Here is a 14,891-nt window from a genome sequence, read left to right as displayed (position 1 = left end):
GTCACCTTTCTGTTTTCGATTCCTCCCCGCCTTTTGTTCGGCCGCGCACAATGCTGCGCCATGCCAAATCGCCGCGCTCCAACGCACGGATGAGCAGCTCGGCCGTACCGATGTTCGTCGCCAACGGCACGGCATAGACGTCGCAAAGGCGCATCAACGCGCTGATGTCCGGCTCGTGCGGCTGGGCGGTCAGCGGGTCGCGGAAAAAAATGACAAGGTCCATTTCATTGCGGGCGATCATCGCCCCAATTTCTTGGTCGCCCCCGTACGGTCCGGACTGGAAGCGGTGGACGGCAAGGCCGGTCGCCTCCTGAATGCGCAGCCCGGTCGTGCCGGTGGCATACAGTTCATGGTTGGCCAGCACGGGCGCATAGGCGGTCGCAAAGGCGACCATGTCCTCTTTTTTCTTGTCGTGGGCAATCAAGGCGATTTTCACGTTTCCCCCTCCCTCGTTTGCGCAAGCCGCGCTATTCTAAAATATGTTCAAGCCCATACACAAGCGTATGTAAATGCATGACCGTCTCGACGGCAAGCTTCACCCCGGACATAAATGAACTCCGATGAAACGAGTCATGGCGGATCGTCAACGTCTGACCGTCACCGCCAAAAATGACTTCTTGATGGGCGACAAACCCCGGCAGGCGGACGCTGTGGATCGGAATGCCGTCGTACGCGGCTCCGCGCGCCCCTTCAAGCGTTTCTTTTTCGTCCGGATGACCTTGCTTTTTCGACGGACGGACCTCGGCGATGAGCTGCGCCGTTTTCAACGCCGTTCCGGACGGAGCATCCAGCTTTTGGTCATGGTGCAGCTCGATAATTTCTACATCCGTGAAATATTTGGCCGCCATGCGGGCGAATTTCATCATCAGCACCGCGCCGATGGCAAAGTTGGGCGCGATGATGGCGCCGATGTTGTTCGCCTCAGCGAGTTCGGTCAGCCGCTCGATCTCTTCCGGCGTGAATCCCGTCGTGCCGACAACCGGACGAACGCCGTAACGCAGCGCCAGCTCCGCATGCCGCTTTCCAACTTCCGGCGTCGTCAAATCGATGAGCACATCCGGCTTCACCTCGACAAAGCAACGGGCGGCATCGGTGTAAATGGGGGCATTGACGCCGGCAAACCCTTCGATGTCAGCCAAATTTTGGCCATCATAGCGGCGGTCAATGACCGCAGCCAGCTCGAAATGATCTGTTTTTTGCACGAGCGCCACCGCCTCGCGGCCCATGCGGCCGCGCGGCCCCGCGATGACGATGCGAATCGTCATGATTCTTCCTCCTTCCGCGTCCAGCGGTCGCGGTCGCGGGTGCGAAACTTGTCCATCACCCGATCGTGCGCCGCCTGCAAATCAATGCCGAGCGAATTGGCAAAACAAATGAGCACAAACAGCAAATCGCCCAGCTCTTCTTCCACCGTTTTTTCTTGTTCAGTCGCTTTTTTCGGCTTTTCTCCGTAGTAGTGGTTCACTTCACGCGCCAGTTCGCCGAGCTCTTCGGTCAGCCGCGCCAGCATGGCGAGAGGGCTGAAATAGCCTTCCTTAAACTGGCTGATGTATTCGTCTACTTCACGCTGCATCTGTTTCATCGTTTTCTCCTGCATGGCCATCACCTCGCCTGTTTCCATGTTAACGAAAAGCAGCACATTTGACAAATGTTTTCGCCTTGTGCCAAATCATCGCGCTTCCGGCCATCATTGCCTAGGCGGACAAGTTCCTCTATAATGAAGACGCCGACTATTTTTGCGGACGGAGGGACGGTATGATTTTTGGACTAAAGATCAAAAACTGCCTGTTTATTTTGCTTGGCGCCGCCATTTTCGCCTTCGGGCTCGTTCATTTCAACATGCAAAACAATTTGGCGGAAGGCGGGTTTACCGGCATTACGCTTCTTCTTTATTTTTTGTTTGGTTTTGATCCGGCCATCACCAACCTGGCGCTCAATATTCCGCTCTTTTTGATCGGTTGGAGGTTGCTCGGCCGCCAGACGTTTCTTTATACTGTCATCGGCACGGTCGCGGTTTCCATTTTTTTATCGATCTTCCAACGCTACATGATCCATATGCCGCTCCGTCACGACATGACGCTGGCAGCGCTGTTTGCCGGCGTGTTTATCGGCGTCGGCCTCGGCATTATTTTCCGCTACGGCGGCACAACCGGCGGCGTCGACATTATCGCCCGCCTCGTCCATAAATACAAAGGCATCAGCATGGGCAAAACGATGTTTGCCTTTGACGCCGCCGTCATCACGTTGTCACTTCTTCTTTACCTGTCATACCGCGAGGCGATGTATACGTTGGTCGCCGTCTTTATCGCCGCCCGGGTCATTGATTTTCTGCAGGAAGGCGGCTATGCGGCAAAAGGGGCGACCATCATCTCAGAAAAAAGCGAAGAGATCGCCAACCGGATCTTGACAGAGATGGAGCGCGGCGTCACTGTGCTCAAAGGGCGCGGCTCGTATACGAAACGCGACCGTGACGTGCTGTATTGCGTCGTGGCCAAAAACGAATTGCCCCGCCTCAAAAGCGTCATTATGTCCGTCGATCCGCACGCCTTTGTCGCGGTCACCGATGTGCACGACGTGCTCGGCGAAGGGTTTACGCTCGATGAGCACAAGCGGCCGCTGGAGCAATAAGGACTGAGTCCCTGTCCTCAACATCTCGGGGCATGCCCGGCTTGCCAGGTGCCGCGCAGCCGTCAAAATAAAAAAGAGGGGGAACCCATTCCCCCTCTTGAAAGCAAGCCGGCTCCTATTCTTCCGGCTGCCGCGCCCGCTTCGCCTCTTTTTCTCCTCTGTACTTCCGCCAGCCGACATACGTCAACGTTAAGACGATCATTCCACCGGTCGAAATCATGACCCAAATGAGCGACGGGTCGGCTTCGTCCTTTTTCACCCCGTCAAACAACGCTTCTATATTGCGGCGCGCGGCAGCAAGCTGCTCGCGCTGCTCGCTTTGGCCAAGCCGCCAAAACGAAGCGCCTTGCAGCACTTCGAGGTCATGGTCGACCTTTTTCGCTTCTTTCGGAGGCACATCGATTTTCACGCTCGGCTCAATCAAGGCATAGCGATCCATAAACCGGCGAAGGGCAGCCGCATACGCCTTCCTCTCTCCGCGCTCCGCCGCCTGTTCCATCACGGCAAACGCCTCCATGACGGCGGATTCCATCTCGGACCAGAGCGGTTGATAGGTGGAGTGAACAGCATCGACGACAAGGCGGAACTGTGTAAGAGCAACGACCTTGTCCTCGTCTGGAATCGGCGCTGTCATCGCTTTGACGGCATGTTCGTGCGTGACAGTCACCGCCCGCAGCTCATCGGCCGTTTTCAACCGTTTTTTCGCCTCAAGGGCAAAAAATCGTTCAGAAAAATAGAGGAGCACCTCTTTTGCTTCGGCAAAACGCTCGTTTTTCCCTAACTGCAGCGCCTCGTCGGAAATATCGTCCAGCTGCTCCCAACCGCTTGGTCGTCCGGCCGCGCCAACGAGCGCTGGCCATAAAAAGATGAACGATAACAACATGGCCAGCCCGATTCGTTTCATCATCGTCCCTCCCTCATTCATTACTACAATGTATGAAGGAGTGGACAAGAGTAGACCAAGGAACCGCCATCAAGACGCGGCTGAATTTTCTATTCCGCTTTCGGACGGAAATCGATACGGCCGCCTGGCAAAAGCGGCTGCCGCCGCACGCGGATGCCAAGCCAATACGCAGCGGCAATGGAAGCCATGCTCAACCAAAAGGTAAAATAGCCAATTTGATCGGCGTGTCGTTCCAACATATGGTAACGAGGCATCATGCCAAACACGTAATCGATGACATCGTTATGCAGCGTCCAAACCGCCGCCAAGGCGAGATGGACGGAGCGAAACCGATAAAACGAAGCGTACAGTGCGCCTTCGACTGCCATCGCCCCGTGCGACACAACGAGCATCCAGCCAGCCCAATCGAGCGTCCCCGTGACGCGCCAAACGAGCACGTTCATGACGACGGCCCAAATCCCGTATTTGACAAGCGTCACCAACGCGAGCGCCTCAAACAGCGGCGAGGATCGACCCAGCAACCAAGCGGTGAGGACGAGCACAAAAAAAAGGCTCGCCGTCGGGCTGTCGGGAACAAACGGCAAAAAGACGGGCGGCGTCTCCGCAAGTTGATAGCGGTACCAATAATAGCCGTAAACGGTGCCGGCGGCATTCACGAACAACAGCAACCAAACAACCGGCCGGGCGGCCAATATTGCATAAAGCCATGCCATCATCTGCACCTCGCCTCGGTTTCATGTTAGCACGAAAAAAGCTGACTAACGCGAGTCAGCTTTTCCGTGCCGAACGAATTATTCCGCTTTTAAGCCGGCGATGAATTCCGCCATTTTTTTCAGCTCTTCATCCGTGCCTTTAAAAATGCCACCTGGCATGTTGCCTTTCCCTTCTTTGGCGATCTTCGCGATCTCTTCCGGCGTCAAGCCGGTGCCGATGAGCGACGGACCAGCACCGCCGGACAAGTTTTGTCCGTGACACGATGTACATGTGTTCGCTTGGGCGATTTTATAGCCTTCCGCGTTCGTATCAATTTCCACTTCCGCGCGAATTTTCCCTTGTTCAGCCGCTTTTTTCCAGTCGTGTGTGACGACCGCTTCCCATGTCAAATAAATCATCGCCGCAAGCGCCAACAGCATCATCCCGGTCGCGACCGGACGCTTCCAAGGACGGCGCTCTGGGCCGCGGTCCAAAAACGGCGCCAATAAGAGCGCGCCGAACGCCAACCCCGGGATGATGATCGCGCCGACGACCGTATACGGACCAGACGCATACGAGTATTTGAGCAATTGGTATAAGAACAAGAAATACCAGTCAGGCAGCGGCACGTACGTCGTGTCCGTCGGGTCAGCGATCCGCTCAAGCGGCGACGGGTGGGCGACCGTCAAGCATAAGAAACCGACGAGAAAGACCGAACCGACCAACCATTCCTTGAGCAGGAAGTTCGGCCAAAACACTTCCGTTTTCCCGGGATATTCTGAATAGTCCTTCGGAATATTCGGTTTTCTTACCGCGGGAACACGGGAATCGCCGACGAATTTCATTCCTTTTCCGCGATGCATTGCGTGATTCCCTCCTTTTTTCTATCGCCTCGAAACGCGGGCCGACCGATCATAGCGGACCGGAAATGCCTTGTCTACGAATCATTAAAAAGTGCGCTGCCATTAAGCCGAGCAAAGCGGCCGGCAAGAAGAAGACGTGAATGGCAAAAAAGCGCGTCAACGTTTGCGCGCCGACAATTTCCGGATCTCCAGCCAACAGCGTTTTGATCGCCGGACCGATAAGCGGCGTCGCCTCCGCGATTTGCAAACCGACTTTCGTCGCGAACAGCGCTTTCATATCCCATGGCAACAAGTAACCGGTAAAGCCAAGACCCATCATCACCATAAAGATCAATACGCCGACGATCCAGTTCATCTCGCGCGGCTTTTTATACGCCCCTTGGAAAAAGACGCGCAACGTATGTAAGAACATCATGACGATGACAAGGCTCGCCCCCCAGTGGTGCATGCCGCGCACAATTTGGCCGAACGCTACTTCGTTTTGCAAATAATACACCGATTCCCATGCGTTTTTAATATCCGGGACGTAGTACATCGTCAAAAACATGCCCGACAAAATTTGAATGACCGTGACAAAAAACGTCAGCCCGCCGAAACAATAGACAAAGGCGGAAAAATGGTGGGCCGGGTTGACGTGCTCCGGAACTTCGTGATCGGCGATATCCCGCCATAAAGGCGTAATATCTAAGCGTTCATCAACCCAGTCATACAGCTTGTTTAACACGCATTACGCCTCCTTTCTTGGTTTCGCCTTGCCTAAATACAGCTTGCCGTCTTTCACTTTGTACTCGTAACGGTCAAGCGGCGCTTGCGGCGGCGTCCCCGGAACGTTCGTGCCGTCTTTCGTGTAGAGACCATAGTGGCATGGACAGAAAAAATGGTTCGGATGCTCTTTATCCGTGTTCCAGTCAACCGTACAGCCAAGGTGTTTGCAAATCGGCGACAGGGCGATAATGTCCCCCTTTTCATCCTTGTACACCCAAGCTGATTTCGGCTCTTCCGACTCGTACCAAGCGTCTTTCACCTTCACTTTAAAGTCGAAGCGCTTCGGTTCGGTCGTAATTTCTTTGACGTCCGCCACCGCGACCATCTCCGTCCCTGCTTCATCCTTCAAGACCGGATCGAAAGCAAAACGGAGCATCGGCATCAGCATTCCTGCCGCCATAAAACCGCCGACGCCGGTCAGCGTGTAGTTTAAAAACTGACGTCTCGTTACACGATGTTTGTTGTCGTTCATCGTCTTCCCCCCTCTATGCAAAATCAAGTCCGCACCGGACGATTGTATGTATAACACATATGAAAAACTAGGACATTCTAATGATAGCTCAGTTGCTGGAGAAGGTCAATATCGCAGGCGGCAAAACGTCGGACTTTGCCCAGCTTACCTTTTTGTCCAGCAGCTGACGAAAAAGCGGATCAGCTCGGCCGCCTGCTCCTTGACGAGTTCGTGCCTGTACGATTCCTCCATGTTCTCGAGCGGAACGTCCGGAACGAGCCAAACGCGGTCAGCTTCTTCGCCCTCTTGCCACGCCGGGTCACACGTCACGTAAAACACATGCTTCATCCCCTCTTGTCCAAGCCGGCTTGTCCAGCCCGCCAGCCGCTCTGCCAGCGATGGCCGCGGTTCATCGGCAAAATACACAAACGCCGGCAGCAAAAACACACGGCCTCTCAGCTGCCGCTCAGCCTCGGCGGCCACAAGCCCGACGAACTCCCCGCCCGAGGCGAGCCGCCTCGCTCCTTGGTCGATGGCCACCGGCAAAAGCGGAATGAGTGCCGTATCAATGTAGTCGCGCTCTTTTTCGTAGATGGCGACGTCCCCGCTTGTCCATTTCATCGTTACTCCCCTTTGCCATAAAGTTCGTTCCTTATCACCATACCATATTTTTCGACAAAAGAAAAACCTTGCCGGCGGCAAGGTTTTTACAATTTGTTTAATTCATCGGTCAGGCGGCGGAACGCCTCTTCATCATGGCGGTCGAGCGCCTCGTCAATCAGCTTCATGAGCCGCCCGCGCCGGAATTCGTAAATGGAGCGTTCCAAAAACTGCTCGGCGAGGCGCTGGTCGTTTTCGCTCACTTGCGCCTGTTTGGGCGCGTGCGGATTTTCCTCAAGCACGGCGACATATTGCGGCGAATGAAAAGAAGCGCGGAAATTCAGTTGAATGTAAATATCTTCGTCGCGGTTTAAACGGATGTCATGGAACGATTTCTCTGCATCGGTTGTCATCACATTCCCTTTGTAGAAGCGAAACGGCACGTCATCCACGCAATGGGTCGACATCACGATGCCACGCGGGCAATATTGGGCGTTCTCGACAAAGTGCACCTTTTGCATCAATTGGTCGTGGCTCATCAAATAGTTTAAAATCCAGACGCATTCGCGCCGTTTCAACTGATAGTGGCTTAAAAACCAACGGATGAATTCTTTTTTTTCATTGACGGATACGTGCGTCATTGTGCGCTTCCCCCTCGATCGGTTTCCAAGAAAGAGGTTCGATCACCGCTTCTCCCCTACTCCTCGAGCTCAAGCAGCATCTCGGCCGCTTCCGTATGGCTTGGGTCGAGAGCAACAATTTGTTGAAATATTTCTCTCGCTGCGGCCCGATTTCCTTCTTCGATGAGAAAATATCCGTACTCTTCGAGAAAATCGACGTTATGCTTAAAGAAATTATATGCCTCGGCGTAATGGTTTAATGCATCATCATACAGCTCCAACCGGTGTTTGGCGCGCCCTAAATCCCACTCAAACTGCGGATCATACTCGCCGTCGGCCATCGCCCGCTCGAGGAGCGACACGACGTCCTCATAGCGTTGCTCATGAAGCCAAAGCGCCGATAACACCGTCAGCGCCTCGACATAGCCATTGTCGATTTCAAGCGCCTTTTGCAATTGCTCTTCCGCTTCGGCCGGTTTGTTCAGTTTCAGCGCGAGCTTGCCGGCATACAGGCGGAGCTCTTTGTTCCATTCATCGATGCTGATGCCTTCCCGCACCGTTTCGTAGCTTTTTTGAAGCTGTCCTTCCTGTTCATACGCTTTGGCCAAATATAAGTAAAGCGGAGCATAGTCAGGATCAAGCTCTTTTAAGGCGCCAAGCTTGTCAATGGCCGTTTGCGTATAGCCGGCCTGCAAGGCGGTGAACCCATAGGCGAACAGCGTCCGGCTGTCCGTTTTTTCGTTAAGCGCCGCCTCATAGTGCGGAAGCGCCGCCTCAAACTCCCCGATGCGGCTAAGCGACTCGGCGAGCCGTTCAGCGACCAAAACGCCGGCGATCTCCCGGTTCGTTTTCCTCACTTGTTCATAAAGCGGCACGCTTTTGGCGTACTCGCCGAGCGAAAAGTACAACTCCGCTAAGGCGAATTGCACGACTGGTTCATCCGGCGCTTTCTCGTACGCTTGTTTTAGCTTCCGTTCGCTGACTTCGGTCAGCCCTTGCATTTCATACAGGTCCGCCGCAAGCAGGCACGCCCGGACGAATTGCGGATCGTCTTCGCTGATGTCCATCAAAATGGCGAGCGCTTCGTCTTCAGCTTCAAGCTCGGTATACACTTCCGCCAAAAACAGACGGACGTCGCCGTCGTCCGGATAGCGGCTGGCCAGTTCCTCGAGCAGCTCTTTTGCCTCCTCGAGCATCCCCCATGAGTATAGACAGTCGGCCAGCGTATATTTTTCCTCATCACTGCCGTACTTTTTCACTTTTGGCACAAGCGCCAACGCTTCGTCAACATTTCCGTTTTCCACTAGACGAATGATTTGTTCAACACGTGTCATGGTTTCGAAACCTCTCTTACAACGACAAGTAGGTTGCCTGACAGGGCGGCGCTTCCCGCCCTCGCTGTCCGCATTGGTATGTACCGGCACAACGGGAACATGTTTTATCATAATCGACAATCGCCGTTTCGGCAACCGATCCGCTCGCCAACCGCGCCGCACCAGCTGTTGGGTAATGTATCCGATTTCAAAAAGCGGCGCCAATTATTCCTCTTATTGACAACATATGAACGGACAATGCAAAATATGACCGCCCGCCCGCTTGGGGCGGGGGCATCAACAGCCGGCGGGTTCACTCCCGCTTTCGCTCCATCCTTGGACGTTCGTTCTCACCCGTTTACTAAAGAGCGCAAATCAGAGAAAAACGCCGGGTACGAGACAGCGACCGCCTCCGGACGCTCAAGACGGACCGTGCCTTTGGCGCAGCAGGCGGCGATGGCGAGCATCATGCCGATCCGGTGGTCGCCATGGCTGTCTACGACGATCCCATCGGCCGCGAGCGGCGTTTTGCCGCGGATGATCATGCCGTCATCGGTCGCTTCAATATCGGCGCCGAACTTTTTCAGCTCCGTAACAACTGTATCGATTCGGTTCGTCTCTTTTACTTTCAATTCACTGGCGTCTTTAATGACCGTCGTCCCCTCGGCTTGCGTCGCGAGCAAGGCGATGATGGGGATTTCATCGATCAACCTTGGAATCAAGTCGCCGCCAATTTCGACAGCGCCAAGCGCCGACGTGCGGACCGTGATGTCGCCGACCGGCTCTGTGTCCTCATGGCGGACATGTTCAATTGCAATCTCAGCGCCCATTTGTATGAGCACGTCAATAATGCCGGTCCGCGTCGGATTTAGGCCGACGTTTTTCAGCGTAATTTCGCTGTTCGGCACAATGGCCCCTGCGGCAAGGAAAAAGGCGGCCGAGGAAATGTCGCCGGGAACGTAAACGTGCGTTCCGCGCAAACGCTGCGGACCGGCGACCGAGACGGTCAAGCCTTCCACTTTCATCTCGCCGCCGAACAGCCGAACCATCCGCTCCGTATGATCGCGCGAGCGGTGCGGCTCGGTCACAGACGTCACCCCGTCGGCAAACAAGCCGGCAAGCAAAATCGCCGATTTCACTTGAGCGCTTGCGATCGGCGAGGTGTAGCGAAGCGGACGGAGAGCACCACCGCGGATGGAAAGCGGCGTATAATTCCCGCCATCGCGCCCGTCAATGTGCGCTCCCATTTCGCGAAGCGGCTTCGTCACTCGCGCCATCGGCCGCTTGGCGATCGACTCGTCGCCGATGAGACAGGCGTGAAACGGCTGTCCGGCCAAAATGCCTAAAAGCAGGCGCGCCGTGGTGCCAGAGTTGCCGACATCAAGCACAGCACTTGGCTCACGCAGCCCGCCCGGCCCTGCTCCTTCAACCACAACATGCGTCCCGTCCCGGCGGATGTCGACGCCAAGGCGGCGGAAACAATCGATCGTGCTTAAACAATCGGCGCCGGGCAAAAAGTGATCGATGACCGTCCGGCCGGAAGCGAGCGCCCCAAGCATGACGGCGCGGTGGGAAATCGATTTGTCGCCGGGCACTTCAAGCGTCCCCCGGAGCGATGACACGTTTGTTGGCAGCTGCATGCAACATCCCTCCATTGTTTTTTCGTTGCTATCCTTCATATGTCGCATAGTTCGTATGCTTGGCGAGGCACGCCTTCGCCCGCGCCCGGTCGTCTTCGCTTTGGAAGCTGAGGCGGAGCACCCCGTAAATTTCTTCGCGCGTCTCAATAATGCGAATGTTAGTAATGCTGATGTTTTCCTGCGCCAAATAGCCGGTCACCTCGGAAATGACGCCCGGGTAGTCCGGCACATCGACATACAAATCGTAAAACGACGGGATCGCTCCTTTCGTCCGCGCCGGCAGCCCATCGCGAAACTGCTTGGCTTCGAGAAAGTAATGGTAAATGGCGATGCTGTTTTCTTCCTCGACAAACGAGCGCAGCCGCTCCATCTCCGCCATCCAGCGGTCAAACAGCGCGAGCATCTCGCGTTTATTATGAATGAGAATATCGCGCCACATTTCCGGATTGCTCGATGCAATGCGCGTAATATCGCGGAAGCCGCCGGCCGCAAGCCGGCTGACAAGAGCGTTTTTGCTTTCGTACTCGCGCGCCTGATGGACGAGGCTGGCGGCAATCAAGTGCGGAAAATGGCTGATCACCCCGGTGATGCGGTCATGCTCTTCCGGCGTTAACACGACAAACTGCGCCTTCGTCCCGGAAAGCCATTGTTTTAGCGTTTCCACCCGTTCGAGCGGCACATCATCCGTCGGCGTCAAAATGTAAAAGGCGTTTTCAAACAAATGGGCGCGGGCGGCCGCCACTCCGCTTTTATGCGATCCGGCCATCGGATGGCCGCCGATAAACGCCACGCCCGCCTCCAACAGACGGCGCGCGCCTTGGACGATGCGCTGCTTCGTGCTGCCAACATCGGTGACGATCACACCGCGCTTCAGCTGCTCAATCGGCATGGCGGCTAAAATCGATTCGGTCTGCATGACCGGAGTGGCAAGAACAATCAAATCCGCGGCGGCAAACCCCTCCTCAAGCGTGCGAGCCGTTTCGTCAATCACCTTAAGCGAACGCGCCAAACCAAGCTGATGGCCGTTGACATCGTAGCCGATGACGACTGCTGCTGGATGCGCCTTTTTAATGGCTAAGGCGATCGACCCGCCGATTAAGCCGAGGCCGACGATAAACACGTTTCCTTCCAATGGTCTCACCTTCTTTGTATGTAAACATACGCCCGCTGCTTCTGAAAAGCAACGGGCTCATCGTTCCGCCTGGGCGGCCGCGAAGCCGGTCAGGCGAGCTGTTTTTCCCGCAGCATGCTAGCAATCGTTTCAAACACTCGGTCGTTTTGCTCTTTCGTGCCAATCGTGACGCGCACACCGGTCGGCAAACCGAGGGCCCGGCCGGAGCGGACGATCACGCCCCGCTCGAGCAAATATTGAAACACCTCATTGCCATCAATGCCGAAATCGATAAATACAAAATTTGTTTGCGACGGATAGTACTTGAGGCCGTGCTCGTCGCAAAAGCGGTAATACCGCTCGAGTTCGGCGCGGTTTCGTTCGACGCAGGCGCGGAGGAACGCCTGGTCATCAAGCGCAGCCGCCGCGGCCGCTTGAGCGACGGTTGACGTGTTAAACGGCTCGCGCGCCGGTTCAACGGCGCGGATGAGCGCTTCGCTGGCGATGCCGTAGCCGATACGGAGCGCGGCGAGCCCGTACGCCTTTGAAAACGTGCGCATCACCACGAGCTGGCTGTATTCATTTAAAAGCGGCACCGTCTGTGGATAATCGGGAGCCGTGACGTATTCATAATACGCTTCATCCAACACGACAAGCACATGCGGCGGCACGCGGTCCAAAAAGGCGCGCAATTCCGTTTCGTTCACATACGTGCCGGTCGGGTTGTTCGGGTTGCAAATCCAAACGAGGCGCGTCCGTTCATCGATGGCAGACAGCATCGCCTCTAAGTCATGGCGCCCGTCGACAAGCGGCACTTCGCGCACTTCCGCCCGCTCGATGACCGCGTTATGGCGATATTGCGGAAATGTCGGCGCCGCCATCACCGTATTCGTGCCCGGCTCCAAAAAGGCGCGGCAAAAAATTTGCACAACTTCATCCGAGCCGTTGCCAAACAAAAGCTGCGTTTCCTTGACGCCAAGATGCGTTGCCACCTTTTCGCGCAGCGTGCGGGCGTAGCCGTCCGGATAAACGGCAAGACGGTCAAGCTCGGCGGCGATGGCCGCTTTGGCCGCCGGCGACGACCCATACGGATTTTCATTGGAAGCTAGTTTAATAATATCAGAAAGGCCGTATTCCCGCTTCACTTCCTCAATCGATTTTCCCGGCTGGTATGGGGGAAGTCCCCGAAGCTGCTCTTTCACTTGCATTCGCGTTGCCAACTCCTTCATCATCGGAACTTTTAGCGCAAAGAACACGGCGCGTGAAGCGGCGCGGCGAGCGAGCGGGCGTAGGCGGCAAACTCGGCGATGGCCGCTTCTTTTTCTTCCGGCGCCAGCAGCCGTTCCCCCAACTGTTCCACTTTTTGCACAAGGGCGCTGCCGATGACGACGCCATCGCACACCTCTTTCAGCATCGCCACTTGTTCGGGCGTGGAGATGCCGAACCCGACAGCGACCGGCACACGGCTATGCCGCTTGACTTCACTGACAAAATCGCCAAGCGACTCCGGCAACGTTTCGCGCACACCGGTGACGCCAAGCGAGGAAACGCAATACAAAAACCCTTGCGCTGCCGAAGCGATCCGCTCAATCCGCTGCTTTGACGTCGGCGCGACGAGCGAAATGAGCGGAAGGCCAAACCGCTCGCCCAGTTCGCGGAGCGGACCGCTTTCTTCAAACGGCAAATCGGGAATGAGCACGCCGTTGGCGCCATTTTCCCGCGCTAAAGCAAAAAAGGACTCTTCTCCTAATTGTAACACAGGATTGTAATACGTAAAGAGAATAATCGGAATGGTTACCCCCTTTTTTCGCATTTCGGCGACGAGATGAATGGCTTTCGGCAACGTCATGTTCCCGGCAAGCGCCCGGGCGGCGGCGCGCTGGATCGTCGGTCCGTCGGCGAGCGGGTCGGAGTACGGCACGCCAAGCTCCAATAGATCGGCGCCGGCCTCCTCAAGCGCCAAGGCCAAATCCACCGTCACCTCAGGCGACGGGTCGCCGGCGACAATAAAGGGAATAAACAGCGGCGGATTAACGGATAGCAGCAACATCTTCACCTTCTTTCGCGCCAAGATGGCGCATCATCGTTTGCACGTCTTTATCGCCGCGGCCGGACAGGCAAATGAGCACCGTTTCATCCGGCGACATCGCTTGGGCGAGCTCCACGGCTTTCGCCACCGCATGGGCCGACTCAATCGCCGGAATGATGCCTTCTGTTTGCGCCAGCAGCCGAAACGCCGCGACCGCTTCCTCGTCGGTCACGCTTTCGTAGCGGACGCGGCCGATGCTCGCTAAATAGGCATGCTCCGGACCGACGCCGGGGTAATCGAGGCCGGCTGAGATCGAGTACGGCTCGACAATTTGCCCGTACTCATCCTGCAGCAAGTACGTCATCGCCCCGTGGATGACCCCTTTCGTCCCTTTCGTGATCGTCGCGGCATGGTAAGGGGTGTCAATGCCTTTGCCGGCGGCTTCCACCCCGACAAGGCGGACGTCATCTTGCAAAAACGGGTAAAACATGCCGATGGCGTTGCTGCCGCCGCCAACGCAGGCGACGATGACATCGGGCAGCTTCCCTTCGCAGGCGAGAAACTGCTCTTTCGCCTCATCGCCAATGATGCGTTGAAACTCGCGCACCATTTTCGGGTACGGGTGCGGGCCGACCACCGAGCCGATCATGTAAAAATGGTCGTCGCAATGGGCGACCCAATAGCGAATCGCCTCGTTTGTCGCGTCTTTCAACGTCCGGTTGCCGCTTGAGACCGGCGCCACTTCCGCGCCAAGCAGCTTCATGCGAAATACGTTCAACTCTTGCCGCTTGATGTCTTCCTCTCCCATAAAGACGATGCAGTCCATCCCGAAATGGGCCGCCACGGTCGCGGCCGCCACCCCATGTTGGCCGGCGCCGGTTTCCGCGATCAGCTTTTTCTTGCCCATCCGTTTCGCCAAAAGCGCCTGGCCGATGGCATTGTTGATTTTATGGGCGCCGGTATGGTTTAAATCTTCGCGCTTTAAATACATTTTCGCGCCACCAAGCTGCCGTGTCAAATTCGGCGCGAACGTGAGCGGAGTCGGCCGCCCGGAGTAGTGCTGCAAAATGCGGATATATTCTTGTTTGAACGATTCGTCCGCCAGCGCTTTGTCAAGCTCGGCTTCGATTTCCTCAAGCGGAAGCATGAGCGTCTCCGGGACAAACTTGCCGCCGAAATCGCCAAACCGCCCATGTTCATTCGGAACGCGTTCCATCACTCATCCCCACCTTCTTGTTTCCAAACGTGAAACATGCTCCAACGTTGTCTGGGCA

At 55.9% G+C, this 14,891-nt stretch carries 17 protein-coding genes; 1 reads left to right on the top strand and 16 read right to left on the bottom strand.

The window, feature by feature from the left end; genetic code table 11:
* Position 1 precedes the first annotated feature (1 nt).
* Genes mgsA through AP057_RS09170 form a run of 3 tightly spaced genes read right to left on the bottom strand, consistent with a single transcriptional unit; the run spans position 2 to position 1,597 of the window.
* Complete coding sequence (gene mgsA / locus AP057_RS09180) at positions 2 to 436, bottom strand: methylglyoxal synthase (RefSeq protein WP_033014018.1); 435 nt, start codon at positions 434 to 436, stop codon at positions 2 to 4.
* A gap of 31 nt (positions 437 to 467) precedes the next feature.
* Positions 468 to 1,265 carry a 4-hydroxy-tetrahydrodipicolinate reductase gene (gene dapB, locus AP057_RS09175; protein ID WP_033014017.1) on the bottom strand — a complete coding sequence of 266 codons (798 nt, stop codon included), beginning with the start codon at positions 1,263 to 1,265 and terminating at the stop codon, positions 468 to 470.
* A complete protein-coding gene (locus AP057_RS09170) occupies positions 1,262 to 1,597 on the bottom strand; it encodes a nucleotide pyrophosphohydrolase (RefSeq protein ID WP_033010114.1) in 336 nt (111 codons plus the stop codon). Before AP057_RS09170 ends, dapB begins: the two co-directional genes overlap by 4 nt.
* Positions 1,598 to 1,755: 158 nt before the next feature.
* Here AP057_RS09170 and AP057_RS09165 point away from each other — a divergent pair, with 158 nt between their 5' ends.
* Positions 1,756 to 2,628: a YitT family protein gene (locus AP057_RS09165; RefSeq protein ID WP_055358584.1), complete on the top strand. Its 873-nt coding sequence runs from the start codon at positions 1,756 to 1,758 to the stop codon at positions 2,626 to 2,628.
* Positions 2,629 to 2,743: 115 nt separating this feature from the next.
* Here AP057_RS09165 and ypjB read toward each other — a convergent pair whose 3' ends face one another.
* From ypjB to trpB, 13 genes are all read right to left on the bottom strand, one after another.
* The gene (gene ypjB / locus AP057_RS09160) at positions 2,744 to 3,532 is read right to left on the bottom strand and encodes a sporulation protein YpjB (protein WP_055358583.1); all 789 of its coding nucleotides are present in this window, start codon (positions 3,530 to 3,532) and stop codon (positions 2,744 to 2,746) included.
* A gap of 89 nt (positions 3,533 to 3,621) precedes the next feature.
* Positions 3,622 to 4,245, bottom strand: coding sequence for a DUF1405 domain-containing protein (locus AP057_RS09155; protein ID WP_055358582.1), 624 nt, complete (start codon positions 4,243 to 4,245; stop codon positions 3,622 to 3,624).
* Positions 4,246 to 4,323: 78 nt separating this feature from the next.
* Positions 4,324 to 5,088, bottom strand: coding sequence for a menaquinol-cytochrome c reductase cytochrome b/c subunit (locus AP057_RS09150; RefSeq protein ID WP_055358581.1), 765 nt, complete (start codon positions 5,086 to 5,088; stop codon positions 4,324 to 4,326).
* Between the two features lie 49 nt (positions 5,089 to 5,137).
* Positions 5,138 to 5,812: a menaquinol-cytochrome c reductase cytochrome b subunit gene (qcrB, locus tag AP057_RS09145; RefSeq protein WP_011231676.1), complete on the bottom strand. Its 675-nt coding sequence runs from the start codon at positions 5,810 to 5,812 to the stop codon at positions 5,138 to 5,140.
* A gap of 3 nt (positions 5,813 to 5,815) precedes the next feature.
* On the bottom strand, positions 5,816 to 6,325 hold the full coding sequence (locus AP057_RS09140) for a ubiquinol-cytochrome c reductase iron-sulfur subunit (protein ID WP_055358580.1): 510 nt from the start codon (positions 6,323 to 6,325) through the stop codon (positions 5,816 to 5,818).
* Between the two features lie 144 nt (positions 6,326 to 6,469).
* Positions 6,470 to 6,925, bottom strand: coding sequence for a YpiF family protein (locus AP057_RS09135; RefSeq protein ID WP_055358579.1), 456 nt, complete (start codon positions 6,923 to 6,925; stop codon positions 6,470 to 6,472).
* 86 nt (positions 6,926 to 7,011) lie between these two features.
* Positions 7,012 to 7,545 carry a ReoY family proteolytic degradation factor gene (locus tag AP057_RS09130; protein WP_033014010.1) on the bottom strand — a complete coding sequence of 178 codons (534 nt, stop codon included), beginning with the start codon at positions 7,543 to 7,545 and terminating at the stop codon, positions 7,012 to 7,014.
* A 56-nt stretch (positions 7,546 to 7,601) separates the two neighbouring features.
* Positions 7,602 to 8,858 carry a tetratricopeptide repeat protein gene (locus AP057_RS09125; protein WP_055358578.1) on the bottom strand — a complete coding sequence of 419 codons (1,257 nt, stop codon included), beginning with the start codon at positions 8,856 to 8,858 and terminating at the stop codon, positions 7,602 to 7,604.
* Between the two features lie 329 nt (positions 8,859 to 9,187).
* The gene (gene aroA, locus AP057_RS09120) at positions 9,188 to 10,477 is read right to left on the bottom strand and encodes a 3-phosphoshikimate 1-carboxyvinyltransferase (protein ID WP_055358577.1); all 1,290 of its coding nucleotides are present in this window, start codon (positions 10,475 to 10,477) and stop codon (positions 9,188 to 9,190) included.
* A 28-nt stretch (positions 10,478 to 10,505) separates the two neighbouring features.
* The gene (locus AP057_RS09115; RefSeq protein ID WP_055358576.1) at positions 10,506 to 11,609 is read right to left on the bottom strand and encodes a prephenate dehydrogenase; all 1,104 of its coding nucleotides are present in this window, start codon (positions 11,607 to 11,609) and stop codon (positions 10,506 to 10,508) included.
* An 89-nt stretch (positions 11,610 to 11,698) separates the two neighbouring features.
* On the bottom strand, positions 11,699 to 12,796 hold the full coding sequence (hisC, locus tag AP057_RS09110) for a histidinol-phosphate transaminase (RefSeq protein ID WP_033014006.1): 1,098 nt from the start codon (positions 12,794 to 12,796) through the stop codon (positions 11,699 to 11,701).
* Between the two features lie 32 nt (positions 12,797 to 12,828).
* Positions 12,829 to 13,638, bottom strand: a complete 810-nt coding sequence (gene trpA, locus AP057_RS09105) for a tryptophan synthase subunit alpha (RefSeq protein WP_171698129.1) — start codon at positions 13,636 to 13,638, stop codon at positions 12,829 to 12,831.
* Complete coding sequence (trpB, locus tag AP057_RS09100; RefSeq protein WP_055358575.1) at positions 13,619 to 14,833, bottom strand: tryptophan synthase subunit beta; 1,215 nt, start codon at positions 14,831 to 14,833, stop codon at positions 13,619 to 13,621. Before trpB ends, trpA begins: the two co-directional genes overlap by 20 nt.
* Between the last annotated feature and the right edge of the window lie 58 nt (positions 14,834 to 14,891).

The sequence above is a fragment of the Geobacillus sp. Sah69 genome, assembly GCF_001414205.1.
GTDB classification, from domain to species: Bacteria; Bacillota; Bacilli; order Bacillales; family Anoxybacillaceae; genus Geobacillus; species Geobacillus stearothermophilus.
This window is presented reverse-complemented; position numbering and strand designations above follow the sequence as displayed.

Excerpts from the sequence above, each read along its gene's own strand:
- AP057_RS09125 (WP_055358578.1), bottom strand. The coding sequence starts at position 8,858 with ATGACACGTGTTGAACAAATCATTCGTCTAGTGGAAAACGGAAATGTT.
- AP057_RS09150 (WP_055358581.1), bottom strand. The coding sequence starts at position 5,088 with ATGCATCGCGGAAAAGGAATGAAATTCGTCGGCGATTCCCGTGTTCCC.
- trpA (WP_171698129.1), bottom strand. The coding sequence starts at position 13,638 with ATGTTGCTGCTATCCGTTAATCCGCCGCTGTTTATTCCCTTTATTGTC.
- AP057_RS09135 (WP_055358579.1), bottom strand. The coding sequence starts at position 6,925 with ATGAAATGGACAAGCGGGGACGTCGCCATCTACGAAAAAGAGCGCGAC.
- AP057_RS09170 (WP_033010114.1), bottom strand. The coding sequence starts at position 1,597 with ATGCAGGAGAAAACGATGAAACAGATGCAGCGTGAAGTAGACGAATAC.
- trpB (WP_055358575.1), bottom strand. The coding sequence starts at position 14,833 with ATGGAACGCGTTCCGAATGAACATGGGCGGTTTGGCGATTTCGGCGGC.
- dapB (WP_033014017.1), bottom strand. The coding sequence starts at position 1,265 with ATGACGATTCGCATCGTCATCGCGGGGCCGCGCGGCCGCATGGGCCGC.
- AP057_RS09165 (WP_055358584.1), top strand. The coding sequence starts at position 1,756 with ATGATTTTTGGACTAAAGATCAAAAACTGCCTGTTTATTTTGCTTGGC.
- ypjB (WP_055358583.1), bottom strand. The coding sequence starts at position 3,532 with ATGAAACGAATCGGGCTGGCCATGTTGTTATCGTTCATCTTTTTATGG.
- AP057_RS09155 (WP_055358582.1), bottom strand. The coding sequence starts at position 4,245 with ATGGCATGGCTTTATGCAATATTGGCCGCCCGGCCGGTTGTTTGGTTG.
- AP057_RS09130 (WP_033014010.1), bottom strand. The coding sequence starts at position 7,545 with ATGACGCACGTATCCGTCAATGAAAAAAAAGAATTCATCCGTTGGTTT.
- aroA (WP_055358577.1), bottom strand. The coding sequence starts at position 10,477 with ATGCAGCTGCCAACAAACGTGTCATCGCTCCGGGGGACGCTTGAAGTG.
- hisC (WP_033014006.1), bottom strand. The coding sequence starts at position 12,796 with ATGCAAGTGAAAGAGCAGCTTCGGGGACTTCCCCCATACCAGCCGGGA.
- AP057_RS09140 (WP_055358580.1), bottom strand. The coding sequence starts at position 6,325 with ATGAACGACAACAAACATCGTGTAACGAGACGTCAGTTTTTAAACTAC.